Annotated in this window: 18 protein-coding genes; 9 read left to right on the top strand and 9 right to left on the bottom strand. The window is 52.7% G+C overall.

The annotated features are described in order from the left end of the window. The 6 genes from ACR0JW_RS10825 to ACR0JW_RS10850 form a co-directional block, all read right to left on the bottom strand. A partial coding sequence (locus ACR0JW_RS10825; RefSeq protein ID WP_480713894.1) for a four-carbon acid sugar kinase family protein occupies positions 1 to 332 on the bottom strand: 332 nt, incomplete at its 3' end. A 10-nt stretch (positions 333 to 342) separates the two neighbouring features. Continuing rightward, positions 343 to 1,008 carry an aspartate/glutamate racemase family protein gene (locus tag ACR0JW_RS10830; RefSeq protein ID WP_480713895.1) on the bottom strand — a complete coding sequence of 222 codons (666 nt, stop codon included), beginning with the start codon at positions 1,006 to 1,008 and terminating at the stop codon, positions 343 to 345. Between the two features lie 84 nt (positions 1,009 to 1,092). Further along, positions 1,093 to 2,232 carry an isocitrate/isopropylmalate dehydrogenase family protein gene (locus ACR0JW_RS10835; RefSeq protein WP_480713896.1) on the bottom strand — a complete coding sequence of 380 codons (1,140 nt, stop codon included), beginning with the start codon at positions 2,230 to 2,232 and terminating at the stop codon, positions 1,093 to 1,095. Next, positions 2,229 to 3,773, bottom strand: a complete 1,545-nt coding sequence (locus tag ACR0JW_RS10840) for a tripartite tricarboxylate transporter permease (RefSeq protein ID WP_480713897.1) — start codon at positions 3,771 to 3,773, stop codon at positions 2,229 to 2,231. The genes ACR0JW_RS10835 and ACR0JW_RS10840 overlap by 4 nt, the downstream gene beginning before the upstream one ends. A gap of 9 nt (positions 3,774 to 3,782) precedes the next feature. Beyond that, positions 3,783 to 4,214, bottom strand: coding sequence for a tripartite tricarboxylate transporter TctB family protein (locus ACR0JW_RS10845; protein WP_039522583.1), 432 nt, complete (start codon positions 4,212 to 4,214; stop codon positions 3,783 to 3,785). Between the two features lie 72 nt (positions 4,215 to 4,286). Then, entirely contained in the window at positions 4,287 to 5,393 is a 1,107-nt protein-coding gene (locus tag ACR0JW_RS10850) for a Bug family tripartite tricarboxylate transporter substrate binding protein (RefSeq protein WP_480713898.1), read from the bottom strand. A 264-nt stretch (positions 5,394 to 5,657) separates the two neighbouring features. Here ACR0JW_RS10850 and ACR0JW_RS10855 point away from each other — a divergent pair, with 264 nt between their 5' ends. The 3 genes from ACR0JW_RS10855 (at position 5,658) to ACR0JW_RS10865 (ending at position 7,508) form a co-directional block, all read left to right on the top strand. Further along, positions 5,658 to 6,578, top strand: coding sequence for a GntR family transcriptional regulator (locus ACR0JW_RS10855; protein ID WP_170825490.1), 921 nt, complete (start codon positions 5,658 to 5,660; stop codon positions 6,576 to 6,578). Continuing rightward, entirely contained in the window at positions 6,575 to 6,967 is a 393-nt protein-coding gene (locus ACR0JW_RS10860) for a methylglyoxal synthase (RefSeq protein ID WP_170825491.1), read from the top strand. Before ACR0JW_RS10855 ends, ACR0JW_RS10860 begins: the two co-directional genes overlap by 4 nt. A 385-nt stretch (positions 6,968 to 7,352) precedes the next feature. After that, entirely contained in the window at positions 7,353 to 7,508 is a 156-nt protein-coding gene (locus ACR0JW_RS10865) for a hypothetical protein (RefSeq protein WP_170685155.1), read from the top strand. An 88-nt stretch (positions 7,509 to 7,596) separates the two neighbouring features. Here the strand turns inward: ACR0JW_RS10865 and ACR0JW_RS10870 are convergent, their stop codons facing one another. Together ACR0JW_RS10870 and ACR0JW_RS10875 are read right to left on the bottom strand one after the other, a co-directional pair. Beyond that, a complete protein-coding gene (locus ACR0JW_RS10870; RefSeq protein ID WP_170825493.1) occupies positions 7,597 to 8,367 on the bottom strand; it encodes a hypothetical protein in 771 nt (256 codons plus the stop codon). Positions 8,368 to 8,440: 73 nt separating this feature from the next. After that, positions 8,441 to 8,956, bottom strand: a complete 516-nt coding sequence (locus ACR0JW_RS10875) for a DUF805 domain-containing protein (protein WP_170575351.1) — start codon at positions 8,954 to 8,956, stop codon at positions 8,441 to 8,443. Positions 8,957 to 9,516: 560 nt separating this feature from the next. Here ACR0JW_RS10875 and ACR0JW_RS10880 point away from each other — a divergent pair. The 6 genes from ACR0JW_RS10880 (at position 9,517) to ACR0JW_RS10905 (ending at position 14,872) form a co-directional block, all read left to right on the top strand. Then, positions 9,517 to 9,816, top strand: a complete 300-nt coding sequence (locus ACR0JW_RS10880; RefSeq protein WP_113790467.1) for a hypothetical protein — start codon at positions 9,517 to 9,519, stop codon at positions 9,814 to 9,816. A 243-nt stretch (positions 9,817 to 10,059) separates the two neighbouring features. Further along, positions 10,060 to 10,479, top strand: coding sequence for a hypothetical protein (locus ACR0JW_RS10885; RefSeq protein ID WP_170334806.1), 420 nt, complete (start codon positions 10,060 to 10,062; stop codon positions 10,477 to 10,479). A gap of 55 nt (positions 10,480 to 10,534) precedes the next feature. Next, positions 10,535 to 11,149, top strand: coding sequence for a hypothetical protein (locus ACR0JW_RS10890; RefSeq protein WP_170575347.1), 615 nt, complete (start codon positions 10,535 to 10,537; stop codon positions 11,147 to 11,149). 400 nt (positions 11,150 to 11,549) lie between these two features. After that, the gene (locus ACR0JW_RS10895) at positions 11,550 to 11,723 is read left to right on the top strand and encodes a hypothetical protein (protein ID WP_170334800.1); all 174 of its coding nucleotides are present in this window, start codon (positions 11,550 to 11,552) and stop codon (positions 11,721 to 11,723) included. A 784-nt stretch (positions 11,724 to 12,507) separates the two neighbouring features. Then, the gene (locus tag ACR0JW_RS10900) at positions 12,508 to 13,941 is read left to right on the top strand and encodes a hypothetical protein (RefSeq protein WP_480713899.1); all 1,434 of its coding nucleotides are present in this window, start codon (positions 12,508 to 12,510) and stop codon (positions 13,939 to 13,941) included. Next, a complete protein-coding gene (locus tag ACR0JW_RS10905) occupies positions 13,931 to 14,872 on the top strand; it encodes a metallophosphoesterase family protein (RefSeq protein ID WP_480683004.1) in 942 nt (313 codons plus the stop codon). The genes ACR0JW_RS10900 and ACR0JW_RS10905 overlap by 11 nt, the downstream gene beginning before the upstream one ends. Here the strand turns inward: ACR0JW_RS10905 and ACR0JW_RS10910 are convergent, their stop codons facing one another. After that, positions 14,873 to 15,610: a DUF4956 domain-containing protein gene (locus ACR0JW_RS10910; RefSeq protein WP_480713900.1), complete on the bottom strand. Its 738-nt coding sequence runs from the start codon at positions 15,608 to 15,610 to the stop codon at positions 14,873 to 14,875. Between the last annotated feature and the right edge of the window lie 42 nt (positions 15,611 to 15,652).

Raw genomic sequence — 15,652 nt, forward strand, 5'->3', positions numbered from 1 at the left:
CCCAGTTCATTGGCCAACGCTTCCGCAACCGGGCCGATATTTCCCTCCATCGTGGAATCAAAGGTCGAGCAATATTTGAAGATGAACTGCTGGCATCCTTGGTCAGCGAGCCACCTCAAGGCACTCAGACTGTCTGCAATGGCTTCCTTGACCGGTGCAGCGCGGCTCTTGAGCGAGATGACGCCCGCTTCGATCTCCTCGTCGGCCGGGGTAGTTGGAATACCCGGAAACTGAGCCGTTCGTAACCCACCTTCCGGCTGTACACCCTTCGCCAAGGTGTTCGCAATATCACTCGCACCGGTAAAATCGTCCGCTATGACACCGATTAACATTGAACCGCCCTCACTGATTGCCTTCGACGCGCCGTCGGATTTCGTGAATCGCCGCCTGTGGACTGGTCAACACTGGAATCTGTACTGTCTTACGGACATCCTCAACGGCGTCAGACATCGAAAACTGGGCTAGAAGAATAACGTCAGCGTCGTCGATACTTGATGCGGTTTCCGCAATCAGGCGATTGTGTTTCTCATCTTCACCCGCTTGCTTTGCAGCCAACGCGCCAGAGCAATAGTATGACTTAATCTCCGCATTGCTGCCGCGCGCCCTAGCAGCATCTAGAAATTCCTCTTCCATACCTGCCGCAGCTGGAGGAAAAGTATAAATCATTGCGATGCGATCACCGTATGAGAAAGCCGCATCGAACATCGCTTCATTCGGCTTCATGACTGGGATGAGCGCCTCGAAATCTGCTCTTTCGATTGCGGCTCCGAATGCTGAGCACGTGAACAGTACACCATCTGCGTCAGCGCCTTCCGCATACCGGCAAAGGTCTACGATGCGCCGGAAAAGATCGGAGGACAATTCGACTTGCTTAGACCTGTCTAAAGACAACCCCTCTTCTAGGATCGAAATGGTTTCTGCTTCCGGCCAGTGCTCGCGTGCCGCAACTTCGATTGGATCAATCGCAACGCGGGTTGCATGGATCAACGCTAATCTTGGTCGTCTCATAATTGCTCCAGCTAAAGACGGGTGACGCCGCAAGGAGCGACGCCACCAGTTGATGTGGGCACGCTTGCCCACCGGGAGATCCAATCACGCCGGGATCGTTTCCTTGGAGACCATTTCGGCCACAAGCGTCCCGAAGGTGTCGGTGTTTACGGTGCCACCAAGGTCACGGGTGCGCTTTGCAGGATCATCAATGACGGCATCAACTGCATCCGCAATGGCTTGCCCAGCCCCCATAAGCTTCGGACTACCCTTCTGCTCGCCGAGCCAGATGAGCATCATAGCGGCGGAGAGAATAAGTGATGTCGGGTTCGCAACGTTTTGCCCTTGGATGTCCGGGGCAGAACCATGCTGTGCTTGTGCGCAGCATAAGCCCGTTTCAGCGTTTGCATTGATCGACCCAGCGAGCCCCAAAGACCCTGACAGTTCAGAGGCAAGGTCCGAGAGAATATCGCCGTAGAAGTTAGTCGCGACGATAACATCATATTCGTGCGGTTTTCGAACCAGCAGCGCTGCAAATGCGTCGACAATCAACTCTTCGGTTTCGACTTCAGGGTAGTCCTTCGCCACCTCGCGAAAGCATTCCAGAAACAGGCCGTCGGTCATGAGAAAAGAGTTGGCCTTGTGTATCGCGGCGACTTTCTTCTTCCGTTGCATGGCCAGTTTGAAAGCCTCTCTGCAAATCCGCATTGATCCGTGTCGCGTAATTTTGCGAACCGACAAAGCCATGTCCGGATCGGGCATCATTTCTCCGACGCCTTTGTACATGTTGCGGTCAGGATAGAATCCCTCCGTCGCCTCGCGCATGATCACAAGATCCATCCCGGGCGCTTTGTTTGGTAGAAAGTCACGGCTGCGGGCCGGCCGCACATTCGCATAAAGATCGAGGCCGATACGGAACCCGGCCGAAACATTACGACCTCCTTCAACGACCGGCGGGTAGTCCATATGGGACTGCGTCCCTAAAATGACCCCATCGAACTCAGTTCGCGCACGTTCCAGTACATCGTCACGCAGAGTGATGCCGTGGTTTCTGAGGCTGGTAAAACCGGACTCTTCTTCTTCAAACGTCAATCCCAGATCGTACTTCTTGTTGGCGGCCTCAACGACTTCCAAAGTCGCCGCCATGATTTCAGGTCCGATGCCATCGCAGGGCAATGTCATGATACGCATCTGTTGTCTCCTTGTTGGCCGAAGCCAGTCATTCTTGAAATCCGGTGGGTTCAATCACCCACCGATGCCTCTTCGTCATGGCGCTGCGCATCCATGCGGTCCTTAACCCGACGGCCGACAAACATGGGCAACACGAAACCTGCGATTGCGATAAGCCAGAGGATTATTGCGAGGGGGCTTCCCACCAGCGCCAACCAATCCCCGTCCGAAATCGTCATTGCGCGGCGAAGGTTCACTTCCATCTGGTTGCCAAGAAGGATGCCCAGGATGACTGGCACCAGCGGCACGTCGAGCTTGCGTAAAAGCCAGCCTGCAAAACCGAAACCAACCATGAGCATTACATCGAAGGTGGAGCCAGTTATCGAGTAAATCCCAACGAACGAGATCATGGCGACGACAGGCATCAGAATGCGCGTCGGCACCAGCAACACGCGTGTGAACAACCCGACCAACGGAACGTTCATCAAAAGCAGAATGATGTTGCCGATGAACAAGGCCGCGATCAGGCCCCAAACAACGTCCGGATTCTTTGTGAAGAGCAGTGGTCCCGGGGTAATGTTAAGTTGCAACAAAACAGCCAACAGTACGGCGGTCGTCCCCGAGCCCGGTACGCCCAACGAAAGCATCGGCACCAACGCGCCTCCAGCGGCAGCATTGTTGCCCGCCTCCGGAGCTGCGACTCCGCGTGGATCGCCCTTTCCAAAAGATTTCCCATCCCGGTCGACGCTTTGTTTCTCCAGTGAGTATGCAAGGAATGAGCCCAGCGATGCTCCGGCACCTGGCAAGACGCCTGAGAAGAAACCAAGACCAGTGCCGCGAGCGATTGAAGGCAAGCAACGCTTGATCATGCCGAAGTCTGGCAAGATGCGCCCAACTTTCGTCGCGCCGGCTGATCCAACGGCACCGCCACGGTGATGTTCGAGAAAAATCAACACTTCACTCAGTGCGAACAATCCAACGATAGCGATCAAGAAGTCGATGCCATCGAAGAGGTGGATTTCCCCAAAGGTGAAGCGCTGCGACCCTGTTTGGCTATCACTGCCAATCATCGCGATACCCAGCCCTAGTGCAGCTGCAAAAGCAGATTTGGCTTGGTTCGTAGAGGACACACCACCCAGTGTCGCAAATGCGACTGTAAAGAGGACAAAGTACTCAGCTGGTCCGAAAAGCAGCGCGATTTTGACCAACTGTGGCGCCAAAATCACCAGGCCAATTGTTGCGACAAACGCCCCAAAGAAAGATGCGATGCCACCTAAAGACAAGGCTTCTCCGGCCTGACCGTTCTTTGCCATCGGATATCCATCGAGGCACGTCATCATCGCGGGTTCATCGCCCGGGATGTTTAGCAAGATCGAACTAATTCGACCTCCGTACATGGCGCCGTAGTAGACACTTGTCAGCAGGATGAGAGATGGGATGGGCCCAAGCCCGAGCGAGAAGGCAATCGGAATGAGGATCGCGACCCCATTTGCCGGGCCCAAGCCAGGCAATGCTCCCATCAAAGTGCCGAGGAAGCATCCAACGATAGCAAGGAACAGATTTTGCGGTGACAACGCAACCGAGAATCCATCAACAAGAAGTGCAAGCGTTTCCATGGCGACTCCTCAGAACCCCAATGGTCCTTCGGCCAAAGCAAGGCCTAGGATTAGGTGAAAAACGACGTAGATACCGATGGCTGTCAGCAGGCCTACGACGAGCGACCAAAGCGGAGTGGTTCCCAGTCGCCAGGTTAGGTAGGCAGTTGCAAAGGTTGTCGCGATAACAAACCCAATCTCGGAAAGAGACCATGCGTACAGAAACATCACAGCAGTGGCGAACAATATCTCGGCAAAGTCACGCAACCCTGGCCACTTAGGCTCTTCATCCGGGCGGATAATGAAGTAGAGCGACGTTAAGCCTAAAACGGTGCCCACGATGTAAGGAAAGGCGCGCGGACCTACGACATCGACCATGAAACTGTCTTTGATGATCGATGCGGCCCAAATATAGAATATCGCAAGGGCCAGCCCGAAACCGCCGAAGATGCGGTCACTCATAGTTTCCTCCCAGATTTCCGGAATTAATTTTAGGTGCCCAACCAGATGCGACCGGTTGGGCACGCATGGCATTTATTGGATGATACCGATCTCTTTCGAGAGCTTGGTCACGTCCGCAATACTGCCCTCAACAAAGGTGTACATGTCGTCGCCAAAGTTGTTGAACGGCTCAATAGCAGCTGCTTCGAGCTCCGCCTGGAACCCAGGATCCTCGGTCAGCGTAATGATCGCGTTCTTCCAGAACTCTTTAGCTTCGTCAGTTGCACCAGCCGGCATGTAAAGGCCGCGCCAGTTCGCGCCAACGACGTCGAAGCCTTCCTCCTTTGCAGTAGGAATATCCGGATAATTCTTCAGACGCTCAGGAGCCAGGATCGAGATTACCCGGATATCACCCGACTCCAGGAAGCCCAGCATCTCGGAGAAATCTCCAGACAGCGCCTCGACCGAACCAGAAAGCAGGCCGGTCATGGCTTCACCGCCACCATCGAACGATACATATTTCATCTGGGTAACATCTTCGAGGCCAGCTTCGCGGGCGACCAACATGGGCTTGATGTGGTCAAAACTGCCCACAGACGAACCACCCGCGATCCCAACTGATTTTGGATCAGCGACAATGTCCTCCATCATCTCAGACAGAGAGGTGTACTTGGAGTCTGCGGGAACAGCGATGGCTCCATATTCAGCTCCGAAAGTGGCAAGAAAGTGCACGTCATCCTGTTGGGCGCCTTCGTAAATGCCCTGCGCAATTCGAGCGCTGGTACTCATAGAAGCCGCAACGATAAGGTTGTTGTCTTCGTTGCGCTCTTTCGTGACATGCGCGAACGCAACTCCGCCGCCCCCACCGCTCATATTGGTAACCTGCATCGAATCCTCGATGATCCCGAGATCGAAGAGATACTTTGCTGTTGTCCGACAGATGAAGTCCCATCCACCACCGGGATTTGAGGGCGCAATGCATTGCGGGCTTTCAGCTTTGAATTCGGCGGACGCGCCAGTCACGCCGGCAACGGCTGCCGCAGCAGCAATGGCGCCGATGCGAGTAAATTTCATGAACACGGGTAATCCTCCCCAGTTTTCCAAGTGTTTTTCAGCGCGAATCCCGCACTGGCTATTTTGATTGCATATTGATGCGTAAAAAGCCAATCTTATTTTGCTTTTTTTAATCGAAAAAACCAAAATAGTTGAACTTGCTATTCCCCGATACCTTTCAAGTATATGTTTTATTGTGTGTTTTCGAAGAATCGGCACTCACCTGAAATGAAAGAACTTCGCTCAAACAGTCATAAAACCAATCCGATTTACGCGAACATCATCGTCTCAGCAGTGTAAAATCCACCTTCCTTTGGCTTTTTACGTGTAGAAAACCTAAAATTTGGCTGTATGTTAGCTGCCAGATGCAATCTACGTAGGTGAGAGCGGCAAAAGGAGTCAGGCGTACCGATGCGAGCCAGCGAATTGTCAAAGAAGATATCAAACCGTCTTTTGCATGATATCGTTGCGGGTACACTTGAAGGTGGCCAGCATATTAGCGCTCAGCAAGTCGCCGACAGGTATGGCGTATCCAGAACCCCAGTGCGCGAGGCGCTGATATCCTTAGAGGAAAAAAATGTTCTCATCCGCCTGGAAAACCGCGGGTACTTTGTGGCCGACAAGTTGCCTCCAGCCATCAAAGAAAACCTGGATACTGTCGACCCACGCGAGCTGGACGAATACCAACTGCTTGCAAACGATTGGCTAACAAATGAAATTCCAGAAGAAGTTACTGAGCAGTTCTTAAAGCAGAAGTACGGCTGGACCAAAGCTAAGGTCGGAGAACTGTTGATCCGCGCTTCTCGAGAAGGTTGGGCCGAACGCAAAGAAGGCTACGGCTGGCGGTTTCTTCCAGTCGCAAAAACACCCGAGGCATTTGATGAGATTTACAGGTTCAGAATGGCGATAGAACCAGCCGCTATGCTGGAGCCCTCGTTTGAACTCGATCACAAAGTCCTGGATGAACAGCGGCGCATTCAGCAGGGAATGCTTGATATGGATATGGACGCTGTTAATGGAGAAGCGCTGCTAGAAAGTGGGGCTTTGTTCCATGAGGAGCTCATCAAGTTGTCCGGAAACCCGTTCTTTCTCATGGCACTCCAACGCGTGAATAGAATGCGACGCCTCATGGAGTACCGAGCCGAGGTGAACCATCAACGATTGATAGAGCAATGTACTGAGCATCTTGAGATCCTTACACTCCTGGAATCCGGCAATACCGTGGATGCCTCCTACAGAATGCGACAGCATTTGAGTGGCGCACTTAAGCGTAAGTCTCCGCTGGCATGGAGTTGGGCTACGGACACTTCAACACCGAGGAAAGCACCATGAGCAATGGGGGCGACGGTCCAAACAGCCGCAAACGAATCGCGCTTGTGGCGCACGATCAGATGAAAGACACAATGGTCGAGTGGGCAAAATACCACAAAACCGCACTGAGCAAAATGGAGCTTTTTGGGACTGGCACGACCGGCGGGCGAATTGCGGATGAAGTCAGCCTTTCAATCACGCGTCTCAAAAGTGGTCCGTTGGGAGGCGACGCTCAAATCGGCGCTATGATTGCCGAAGGGAAGCTCGACACACTGATCTTTTTCATTGATCCACTGTCGGCGTTGCCACACGACGTCGACGTAAAATCACTTCTTCGGCTGGCTACGCTGTACAACACTGTTCTGGCTATCAACGAAGCGACTGCGTCGAGGGTCATCAGCGAAGACTAATCCGAACAATGTGAAGCGATTGTCCGTTTAGGAACAATGACTGCGTTCAACTCAACGCGGTCATTCGCTGAACTTGGCGGGAGCAACCGCTATGCTGACTAAATGCAGATCACTCCCAATCGCCAGCAGACGAGCGCCACGTCTTAGCTTCCGCATCCCAAACACTGGCCGTGACGCAAGGCGTCGGGTTTATTCCGTCGCAATTGGATCCATGAATATCTGCGACAACAACGCGTTGACGCCCAAAATCAACAACCGTCCAGCCCTGGTTGAGCAAGGAGTGCACCTCTTCACTAACCCAAAAGTGCGACATGCATCCGCCAGTTCCGCAAAAAAGAGATGCGGCGCTTGAACACGCGAAACCAGACTCATTCAGAACCCATTCGTGTTGAAGATCTCCGTCGAGATCGACCCTTTCAACCGCGCCCCAGGCTATGTCAAACTGACCGTTGTTGAACTCCGCGCATGCCTGCGCCGCCAGATCAACCTTTGCTCGCAAACCGGTTGGAAGTTGCGAAACGTCAGCCGCGACAACTGGTGAGGTCCAAACCAGGCCCGAACCAAGCAGGATCGCAGATACCAAACGTTTCAAGTAGCTTGCCAATTGGGAAGCCGGTTGGAAGGTGGCTTCAGTTGCATTGTTCATACCTGTAGTCCCCGTATTCCAGCCAGTTTGCCGAGCCTTCGTTAAAAATCAGAAATTCGGACCTGTCTTCCCCAAGCAGGGCGACAACAAATCCCGCCGGCGGCTCAGAGTTTCCGAAGTAACTGTAGACCGTCATGGCTCTGATCGAATCGCCGTTAACCGCTACTCGCGCGTCCCACTCCCCCTCTGGATTGTCCAAAATTACGGGTTCGATCACGCGTTTCACCGTTCCGCCACCACAATAGACGATGCCTTCGGGCGCTTCGTAGGAGGTCTCTTGGCTAACTTCTGAATCGCACGCAGAACGAAGGGACCGAATTGCTGCGCTGGAACCTTTCAAGTCAAAAATTCCGTAGCTGACATCTTGATCAATCATCGACAGATTAACCGATGCATTGGCCGCAAGCTGGTCCAGAACAAAACCATAGTCCGGCTGACTATTGAAACTGACCTCGACGGGATAGTTGTCGACGATCTGCACGGCAGCGTTTTCTGCGCCAACCTGAAATGCTCCAACTTCGGTGGTGCCGTTCTTCAAGAAACGAATGGAAAGCCCCTGCTTGTCCGCAATGTCCTGGCTGTCCTCGAATCCAGCCGGAGCAAAGCGAATACGGTCACACTGAAGTTCCAGCGTCATGTTTCCTGTCTGAATAAATGCATTGGGGTTGGGCCCGGAGCTGAACGACCACTCCGCTGATGCTGTGGTCGCCACTGCCATCAGTAGCATTCCAATGGAAATGGTTTTGCAGCTCATTTTTTCTCTCCATTGAGTTACGGTTCGCACTGTCGTTCAGCAGAAGTTCCAGCCAATTGCCCGGACAGCCAGATCAGGAAACAGGTTCGCCGTATTCGTTTGCGCCTTCTTGGGAAGGTCGTGTCAGCCACCAGATCATCAGAATGGACAGAACCAATTGAAGGATTGAGACAACAACAATACCGGTCACGCCCAGGACGGCCGCAGGTCCTCGCAATGCATCGGGGTTTTCGGTCCCTTGCTCCAATACCGAAAAGAACGCTACCCCACCCAGCATAACAAATAGCGTTGTAATGCTGAGCGCCATCGGCAGCAGCAAATACCAGCCGGGTCGTCCTGTATCATGCAGCCTTCGCCAACCGGCGGCCAGCATAGGTATGAGAACAGCCAGCTGGAAAACAGAGGACAGGACCCGAGATCCCTGGCCTGTTTCGGGGTTGGTCCCGAATATAATCGTATCCAGCACAGCTAAGGCAGCACTCACGACAACCACAAACAAGAAGAACCACCAGTATTCTGAGCGTATAGCCCGACCGGAGAACTGGAAGTATTTCGAGAAACACGTCTTAACGGCTTCACCAAATCCCATCTTTCAATCCCTTCATTGTTTTTGTGCGGCCTCAAATCGCTTCGCCGCTCAGGGGAACACACTCGTAGCTCCCACTTACTTTTTTGTTTGAACGCAGAGGCCCATCGTACGAGAGCGTAGAGAAATTTACGCGCGGAAAAAATATTGATTTATTTCAAATTAGATTCAAACATGCGAATTCGACACAACTTTATTTTACCTCCGTTGTTGTCGTTGCTGCTCGCTGTGCCGAGCCCTTTCGACTGCTGGAGTGAGTACCGGCGGTCGGAAGGCACTTTACAATGATTGAGCGCTGGGAGCACGCGATGCTCAGACTTAACGTACTCGCCCTCTTTCCAGAGTTTGCTCTAGCATTTGCTAGTGACTTCATTCGGCCTTCACACGTTAACGTCGGCCCCGATAGTCAACGAAATATCGTCCCGCCGACCAAGCCCACCGCGGCAAGTTTTGGGAAAGGTAGTCACAGGATCAAGGTATGTTCAATTGGCTGCACAGACGCGAGAGCTTCAAACAAGCGCATCCAATTTCACTAATTTCAAGGGAACCAGAGGGAGAAGAAGATGACCAACAAGATGGTGATGATTGCGGGCGCGACATGTTTCGCACTGCTTGCGGCCTGCGACGATACGAGTACATCAAGTGCGTCCGCCGAACTCACGCCGGCTCAGCAGGCGTGTTTGCGAGATGTAGCCAACACGACGAACAATTCGCAAGTCGTGGTGCTCTCATCCGCGTTTAGCGAGGCGGGAACACAGGTCACAGTCGGCGTAGGCGAGGATCGTGCTCCTTGGAATTGCATTGCTTACAGTGATGGCGCAACGGCTGGAATCGAGTTCCTGGGCGACGAAGGCGCATTGTGACCTGTCTGCTGCGTAGCTGAAATCGGCTGCGCAGCACAGGCTTGGTCTTCTGAGGCTCGACTTGGTTTGTAGAACCACCATCATCGTATTCTCGGTCCTGTACCTGTTGGCGTTGGTTGCATTCTTGACGGGCACATTTGGCTGGTTGGGACAGGAACGAGACCCTTTGTCCGGAGCGTTCCTACTGCCGTTGGGACTACCTTGGATACTTGTAGCGGACTTAGTTTCGGAGTCCGCCAAGCCATGGTTCGCGGCGATTGCACCGGTGCTCAACATTTTGGCGCTGGTTTTCATTTGCAGGTGGGCTCGCAGTTTACACCAGAAATGAAGGCGGACTTCTGTCTCACCAAAAGGGAGGAAAGCATGGGAAAAGTGATCTTGGGAATTGTGATCGGGCTCGTCCTCGGCGTGGTTGGGGCTATGACCTTGGGTGGCGGGGCCGCGGTGGGTGTCGGCGTTGCGACAGGCTTGTCCGCCGGTGTCTGCACCACATTGAAAGGAGCACAAGCCGAGAACCTGATCACCGCCGAGCAAGCGGATCAGATCCTCAACCGCGTAAATTCCGAAATGGCGTCACTGCAAGGAATGGAAACGACGGGCGAGATCGTCGGCAGCGCACAGGCATGCGATGAATTTCTGTCAAAGTTAAGAGACGCGAAGTGAGGTTCCGCTTTGCACGGAACAAAACAGTAAGGACAAGCCAACAGGGAACCATCTGATGAAACTCGTTTTACTCAAGCTCCTCGCACCCATGTTCGCAATCGCGGGCACAGCTGCTTTTGCAATGTCAGAAGCCGACGACGCGTGTATCGACCATTTGCGGCAGGTTGGTGGACCAGACGGTCAATCAGGTACAATTGAAAGCTCTCAGTTCTCGGAAGCTGGTACGCTCGTCATGCTGCGAGACGCAGGTGGAACACTTTGGCGCTGCATCGCGTACAAGGATGGAAGCATCGGCGAGATGTCGGTTGTCGAAGCGATGGATGATGGCGGTGGAGCAATGGCAGGCGCCGCCGGTTCTACCGGTAGCCAACGTGTCAAATTCGATGCTGGCTCCACCGGCGCAGAACTCGTTGGTGAACTCGCGCCCGGCGCCTCTCAGCAATATGTTCTGGGTGCCAAAAACGAACAGTTCCTCTACGTCCGCGTTGCTCCGCGAAATGGCTCCTTGGACTACGTTATTCGTAACCCCGATGGTTCTGAACTGTTGGGATTGATGTCGGCGGACAAGGAGTATCGAGGACAGCTTTGGCAATCTGGTGATCATGTTGTGGAGGTTATCAATCGCAGCAACTCTTCCGTCAGCTACAACGTAATTTTCGGAATTGAATAGGTGATCGACTAGAAACCCCGAAACGTAACCCCCAAAATGCTAGGAAAAACAGATGAAATCCAAAGTACTATTGGTGATAGGCACGATGTGCATTTCTGCGCTTGCAGCATGCGATGAGAGCAGCGGTTCGGTGGATGCAAGTGCACCTACTGTGGGCAGCTCTAGCGATCTTTCTTCATTTGAAGGGGCAAGAGCGGGCCAAGCTGAAATGGGCATTCAAAGTCTCGGGTTTGAACTCATCCGAAGCGAAGGTCTGACCTCGTACTGGTTTAACAAGGATACTGGTGCATGTGCTCGGATCACGACATCCGAGGGAAGGTACTCAGATGTAGCAATGCTGCCATCAAGTGACTGCTGACAAAATTCCATCAATCCCAAATCTGAAAGAAGGAGCTCACACTTGCATTTCGACCTGGCACATGCGGCGGTCATCATCGCCGCTCTAGTTATCACAAACATGGCATTGAAATCGGCGGGGGTGATCAATGAAGAAAACAAGCACCAATGGAACTGGAAAGTTGTTCTAGCCTACTTCGTAGTCGTTGTTATCATCAATCTGGTGTGGCCCATCTAAAGTTTCACAGCGGAAAGCTAATCGCCCACTTGAAATGGTTATCGTGAACTAGCCCTTCCGAGAGATTATCAGGTCGGAAGAGTGTAACCATCAAGTGCTCAAGAATAGGAAGGAGCTGGCATGCGGTTTTTGATGTCCCTCATATTCATTGGTGTTCTCGCAACCGCTGCCAATTCTGACGTGACCAGTCGAAACGGTGGCCCAAGCGACAGTCAATTGCTTTCAAAGGGTAGCAACGGCGGTGTTGATGGTGTCGCTTTTTTTCGCCCGGTCTTAAGCGGTGTCCTGTATCGATCCGGTTTCAAGGGCGGCGACAAGGATCGAACGGGCCTAAGTGAGGGTCAACGCGAAACTCTGTGCGGTGAAGGGTTTTCAACCGGGTTTTATGCCGACTTTGGCAAAAACACTGAATACGGTCGCACCAGTTGTGGAAACGGATCCTTTGACTATCAAAGCGCCAGATCCTCCCGACCCGGTGCTGTCATGGCGTCCATACACGAGGTGATTGAAAACCCTGGAAAGGGCCCTGTTCTGGTGCACTGTATGTGGGGGGTTCATTCCTCAGGTGCATTGTCGGCGATGGCGCTCGTTCAGTTTTGCGGTTGGACAGAAGAAAGGGCCAAGGAATATTGGAATGATGCCCGAAACGGGGCCCCATGTTCAGGCGGGTGCGACCAGTGGATCGACTCAAAATTCTCCAACTTTAGTGTCGACCCCAAGTTGAAAATCTCCACCGAACAACAGGCAGCGATTTGCCCTAAATGATACCGGGAGGACTATCCAAATGAAGTTCAATCTTCTGGGGTCACTTGCTCTCATTGCACCCACTGTCTTGTGGGCGAACGACGATGTTCTAGGTGAAGCCACGACATTTGATAGTCCCAATGGTGTTACGGAACGCTGTATTCGGATCGAAAAAGTTCCAACGGGCGAGTACAGGAACAGCGATCTTGAAGAAGAAACTGCCTATTGCGAGATCGATTTCTATGCCTCCGAAATTGCGATTTGCCCGAAAACCTGGAGCACCAGCCCAGGAATGGCAGTCTACGATATTTCGGAAGGACCCTACACGGGGAACCGTTCTGAATTCGAGAGAAACGCTTGCAAAGAGGGGAAGTCGGCAAAAGATCTGGCCAAGGAAAGAGTGGCCAAGTTCAAGTCCACCATGAACCAAAATGGCACTAGCGGAACGTTTTCCACCTCGTCGCTGCTTTACTATCATTTCTCCAGATATTTCGACGCGACTGTCAAAGTTCCAGTCGCCGTTTGGCGTAGCATGGACGCCCAGGCGCATTTTTCCGAGGTCGCCGAGCCTGGCCTTGCGATTTCCGGTGGTTCTCATGGCGGGCGCATGAACCACGAAGGCTGGCGGGTCTTCGCAGCTGCGGATACCGACCCGAACTCATACCAACCGACAGATGATCTATTCACATCGGATCGCACGCAAATATACGGTGTGCTGCTTGATAGCCCTGGCCATCGATACGGCTCGGAAATCAACGGCACCCGTAAATCCGGTTGGGGGAAAGGTCAGAACCGCGATTTTCAGGAAACGCCCGCTTTCTTGGCTTTGCGTTCTTCAAAACCATTGTCAGAGGCAATCGCAGAGGGCGTCAGAGAAGGACGAAAAGACCGGATAATCAACAAGGATCTCGGCCCCGATGTCAGTGACCAACAGATGGCATTTTGGATGCAAGAACTCACCGAGATTGTTCTACTCGACTTCATCTTTAGCCAGCAGGACCGCGTAGGAAACATAGACTTCACACCTTATTGGTATTGGGTCGAAGACGGAGGCCTGAAGCATAGGAAGGCCAAGCACCATGAGCCAAACGATGGAGATGTTCCCGCCGACGCATTATTGATCCGTCGCAGCAATCTAAACGACAACGATGCTGGTGGGCGGGTAGAGTATGCCAATTTCGCAAAATCTACTCAAATGCTAGAGAAAATGCGGCACTTCTCTCCAAGTACGTATCGGCGCTTGGTTGCATTGAATAATGACCTTCAATCGCAAGGCCCGGTTTATGAATGGTTGTCGCAGAGCCTTGGGTTGTCAGATAGGCAGATTGCACAAGTTGTAAAAAACACCGCGCTGGCAACATCCATCCTCCAGGACAATTGTTCTAATGGTGATTTGATGTTCGACTTGGATCCTGTCGCACTCTTTTTGAGAGGCGACACAGAAGTAAAGGCGGTGAACTGTAGTGACCCGTAAGCTTTCTACGCTCTTTGCGGCATTCATTTGGACCGCGCTGCTCGCCTGCAAAGCCGTGGCTTTGGATGTCATCGTAATATCGGATCTGAACGGAAGCTATGGCTCGGTAAAATACGATGCGCGCGTCGACAAGGCGATTAAGCGGATAGTCGAGATTGATCCAGATCTGGTTATTTCGACCGGAGATATGGTCGCGGGACAGCGCATTCCCAACTTGTCCGACAAACAGGTCAGGGAGATGTGGAAGGCGTTTCACGAGGCCGTATCAGATCCTTTAGAGGCTGCCGGCATTCCATTTGCGGTCACGCCAGGAAACCATGATGCCTCTGCTTACCGTGGGTTCGAGCGTGAAAGAAAAATATACGCAGAGGAATGGGCTCCGAGAAAACCAGACGTTGATTTCCTAGTTTCAGATGACTACCCGTTCTTCTACGCGTTTGAGATGCAGGGCATTGTGTTTGCGTCTCTGGATGCAACGACCCTTGGTCCGCTATCCGGTGACCAGCAGGACCGGCTACAGGAATTGGGTGCAGACGGGGACCCGATTGTCACTTTCAGTCACCTCCCACTTTGGCCGTTCGCGATCCAGCGCGAACGCGAAATCATCGGTGACCCTACACTTGAAAAAATCTATCTGGAAAGCGGTGTTGTTTTGCATCTGTCAGGCCACCATCATGCCTTCTACCCCGGTTGGAAAGACGGTGTGGCTTATGTCTCTCAAGCTTGTTTGGGAGGTGGTCCGCGGCGGCTTATTGGCGATAGCGCCAGATCACCTCACAGCTTCACTCATGTTACGTTCCAGCCGAACGGAGAGTTTGGGATAGCAGTATATCGAGGCCCTGACTTCGAAAGGTCGATAAACTTCAAGTCGCTCCCGAAAGAGATCAGATCCCCGAATGCGGTGTTGAAACGCTTAGACCTTGTGAAATGACTAGAGGTTGAGTTTCAGCTCAACTTTATCAGGGACCAGATCGTTTATCATCTCTTCTATCCGGGCTTCTGAAAGCCCTCCCGAGGTGATGAAAAGCAATGAGACGCGAGACTTTCCGGGGACGTGGTGTTTTCTGACCAGCTTCCAGCCAGCGTCTGCGGCCATAGCTTCAATGGCACCGCTGACGTTCAATGAGTGTTCTTCGTCTGAAGCTTTGAGCGAAATTTCCACACCCTTGTTTCGTCCACCGAGCCAAATGAAACACCAACATACAACCGCCACCAGTGTGGCCATCAGCGGCAAGCCCAAACCGACCGCAAGACCAAGAACAGTCACGATTATCATTTCGACAGTGTCCACCGGATCATCGAGATTGGAGCGGAACCTGAGCAACGCTCCGATTCCAAATATGACAAAACCGATCATTGACCCGTGCTGAACCACCAGAAAACCAACCGCCATGCCGATAAGCGCATACAGGAAGAAAAGCCTTGGCATAACTATGTCGCGGACGCTTCTACGGGCTTTACGTCTCACCGGATGATAGACGATCAAGCCAGCCAGAATGATCGTGACGATCACATCGAGAGTAAAGAAATACAGTTCCTGTTTGCCACGAAACTGCGTCCACCGGCGTTCGATAACGATTTCTGACCCCGAAGCCCCGGCCAGCATCGTCGCAGGGTCGACTTGTGACACCGCAGCACCTGGCAACAGCAGCATCAACAACACGGTCACAAGTGTGAGGGTCGTATTCAACTTGTCTTCCTTCCTGCTCAA

Source organism: Ruegeria sp. BG6 (assembly GCF_056538465.1).

Bases quoted from the DNA above. Each gene is read 5' to 3' on its own strand.
- ACR0JW_RS10845 (WP_039522583.1), bottom strand. From the start codon at position 4,214: ATGAGTGACCGCATCTTCGGCGGTTTCGGGCTGGCCCTTGCGATATTC.
- ACR0JW_RS10875 (WP_170575351.1), bottom strand. From the start codon at position 8,956: ATGGGATTTGGTGAAGCCGTTAAGACGTGTTTCTCGAAATACTTCCAG.
- ACR0JW_RS10860 (WP_170825491.1), top strand. From the start codon at position 6,575: ATGAGCAATGGGGGCGACGGTCCAAACAGCCGCAAACGAATCGCGCTT.
- ACR0JW_RS10890 (WP_170575347.1), top strand. From the start codon at position 10,535: ATGAAACTCGTTTTACTCAAGCTCCTCGCACCCATGTTCGCAATCGCG.
- ACR0JW_RS10870 (WP_170825493.1), bottom strand. From the start codon at position 8,367: ATGAGCTGCAAAACCATTTCCATTGGAATGCTACTGATGGCAGTGGCG.
- ACR0JW_RS10880 (WP_113790467.1), top strand. From the start codon at position 9,517: ATGACCAACAAGATGGTGATGATTGCGGGCGCGACATGTTTCGCACTG.
- ACR0JW_RS10840 (WP_480713897.1), bottom strand. From the start codon at position 3,773: ATGGAAACGCTTGCACTTCTTGTTGATGGATTCTCGGTTGCGTTGTCA.
- ACR0JW_RS10855 (WP_170825490.1), top strand. From the start codon at position 5,658: ATGCGAGCCAGCGAATTGTCAAAGAAGATATCAAACCGTCTTTTGCAT.
- ACR0JW_RS10830 (WP_480713895.1), bottom strand. From the start codon at position 1,008: ATGAGACGACCAAGATTAGCGTTGATCCATGCAACCCGCGTTGCGATT.
- ACR0JW_RS10885 (WP_170334806.1), top strand. From the start codon at position 10,060: ATGGTTCGCGGCGATTGCACCGGTGCTCAACATTTTGGCGCTGGTTTT.
- ACR0JW_RS10900 (WP_480713899.1), top strand. From the start codon at position 12,508: ATGAAGTTCAATCTTCTGGGGTCACTTGCTCTCATTGCACCCACTGTC.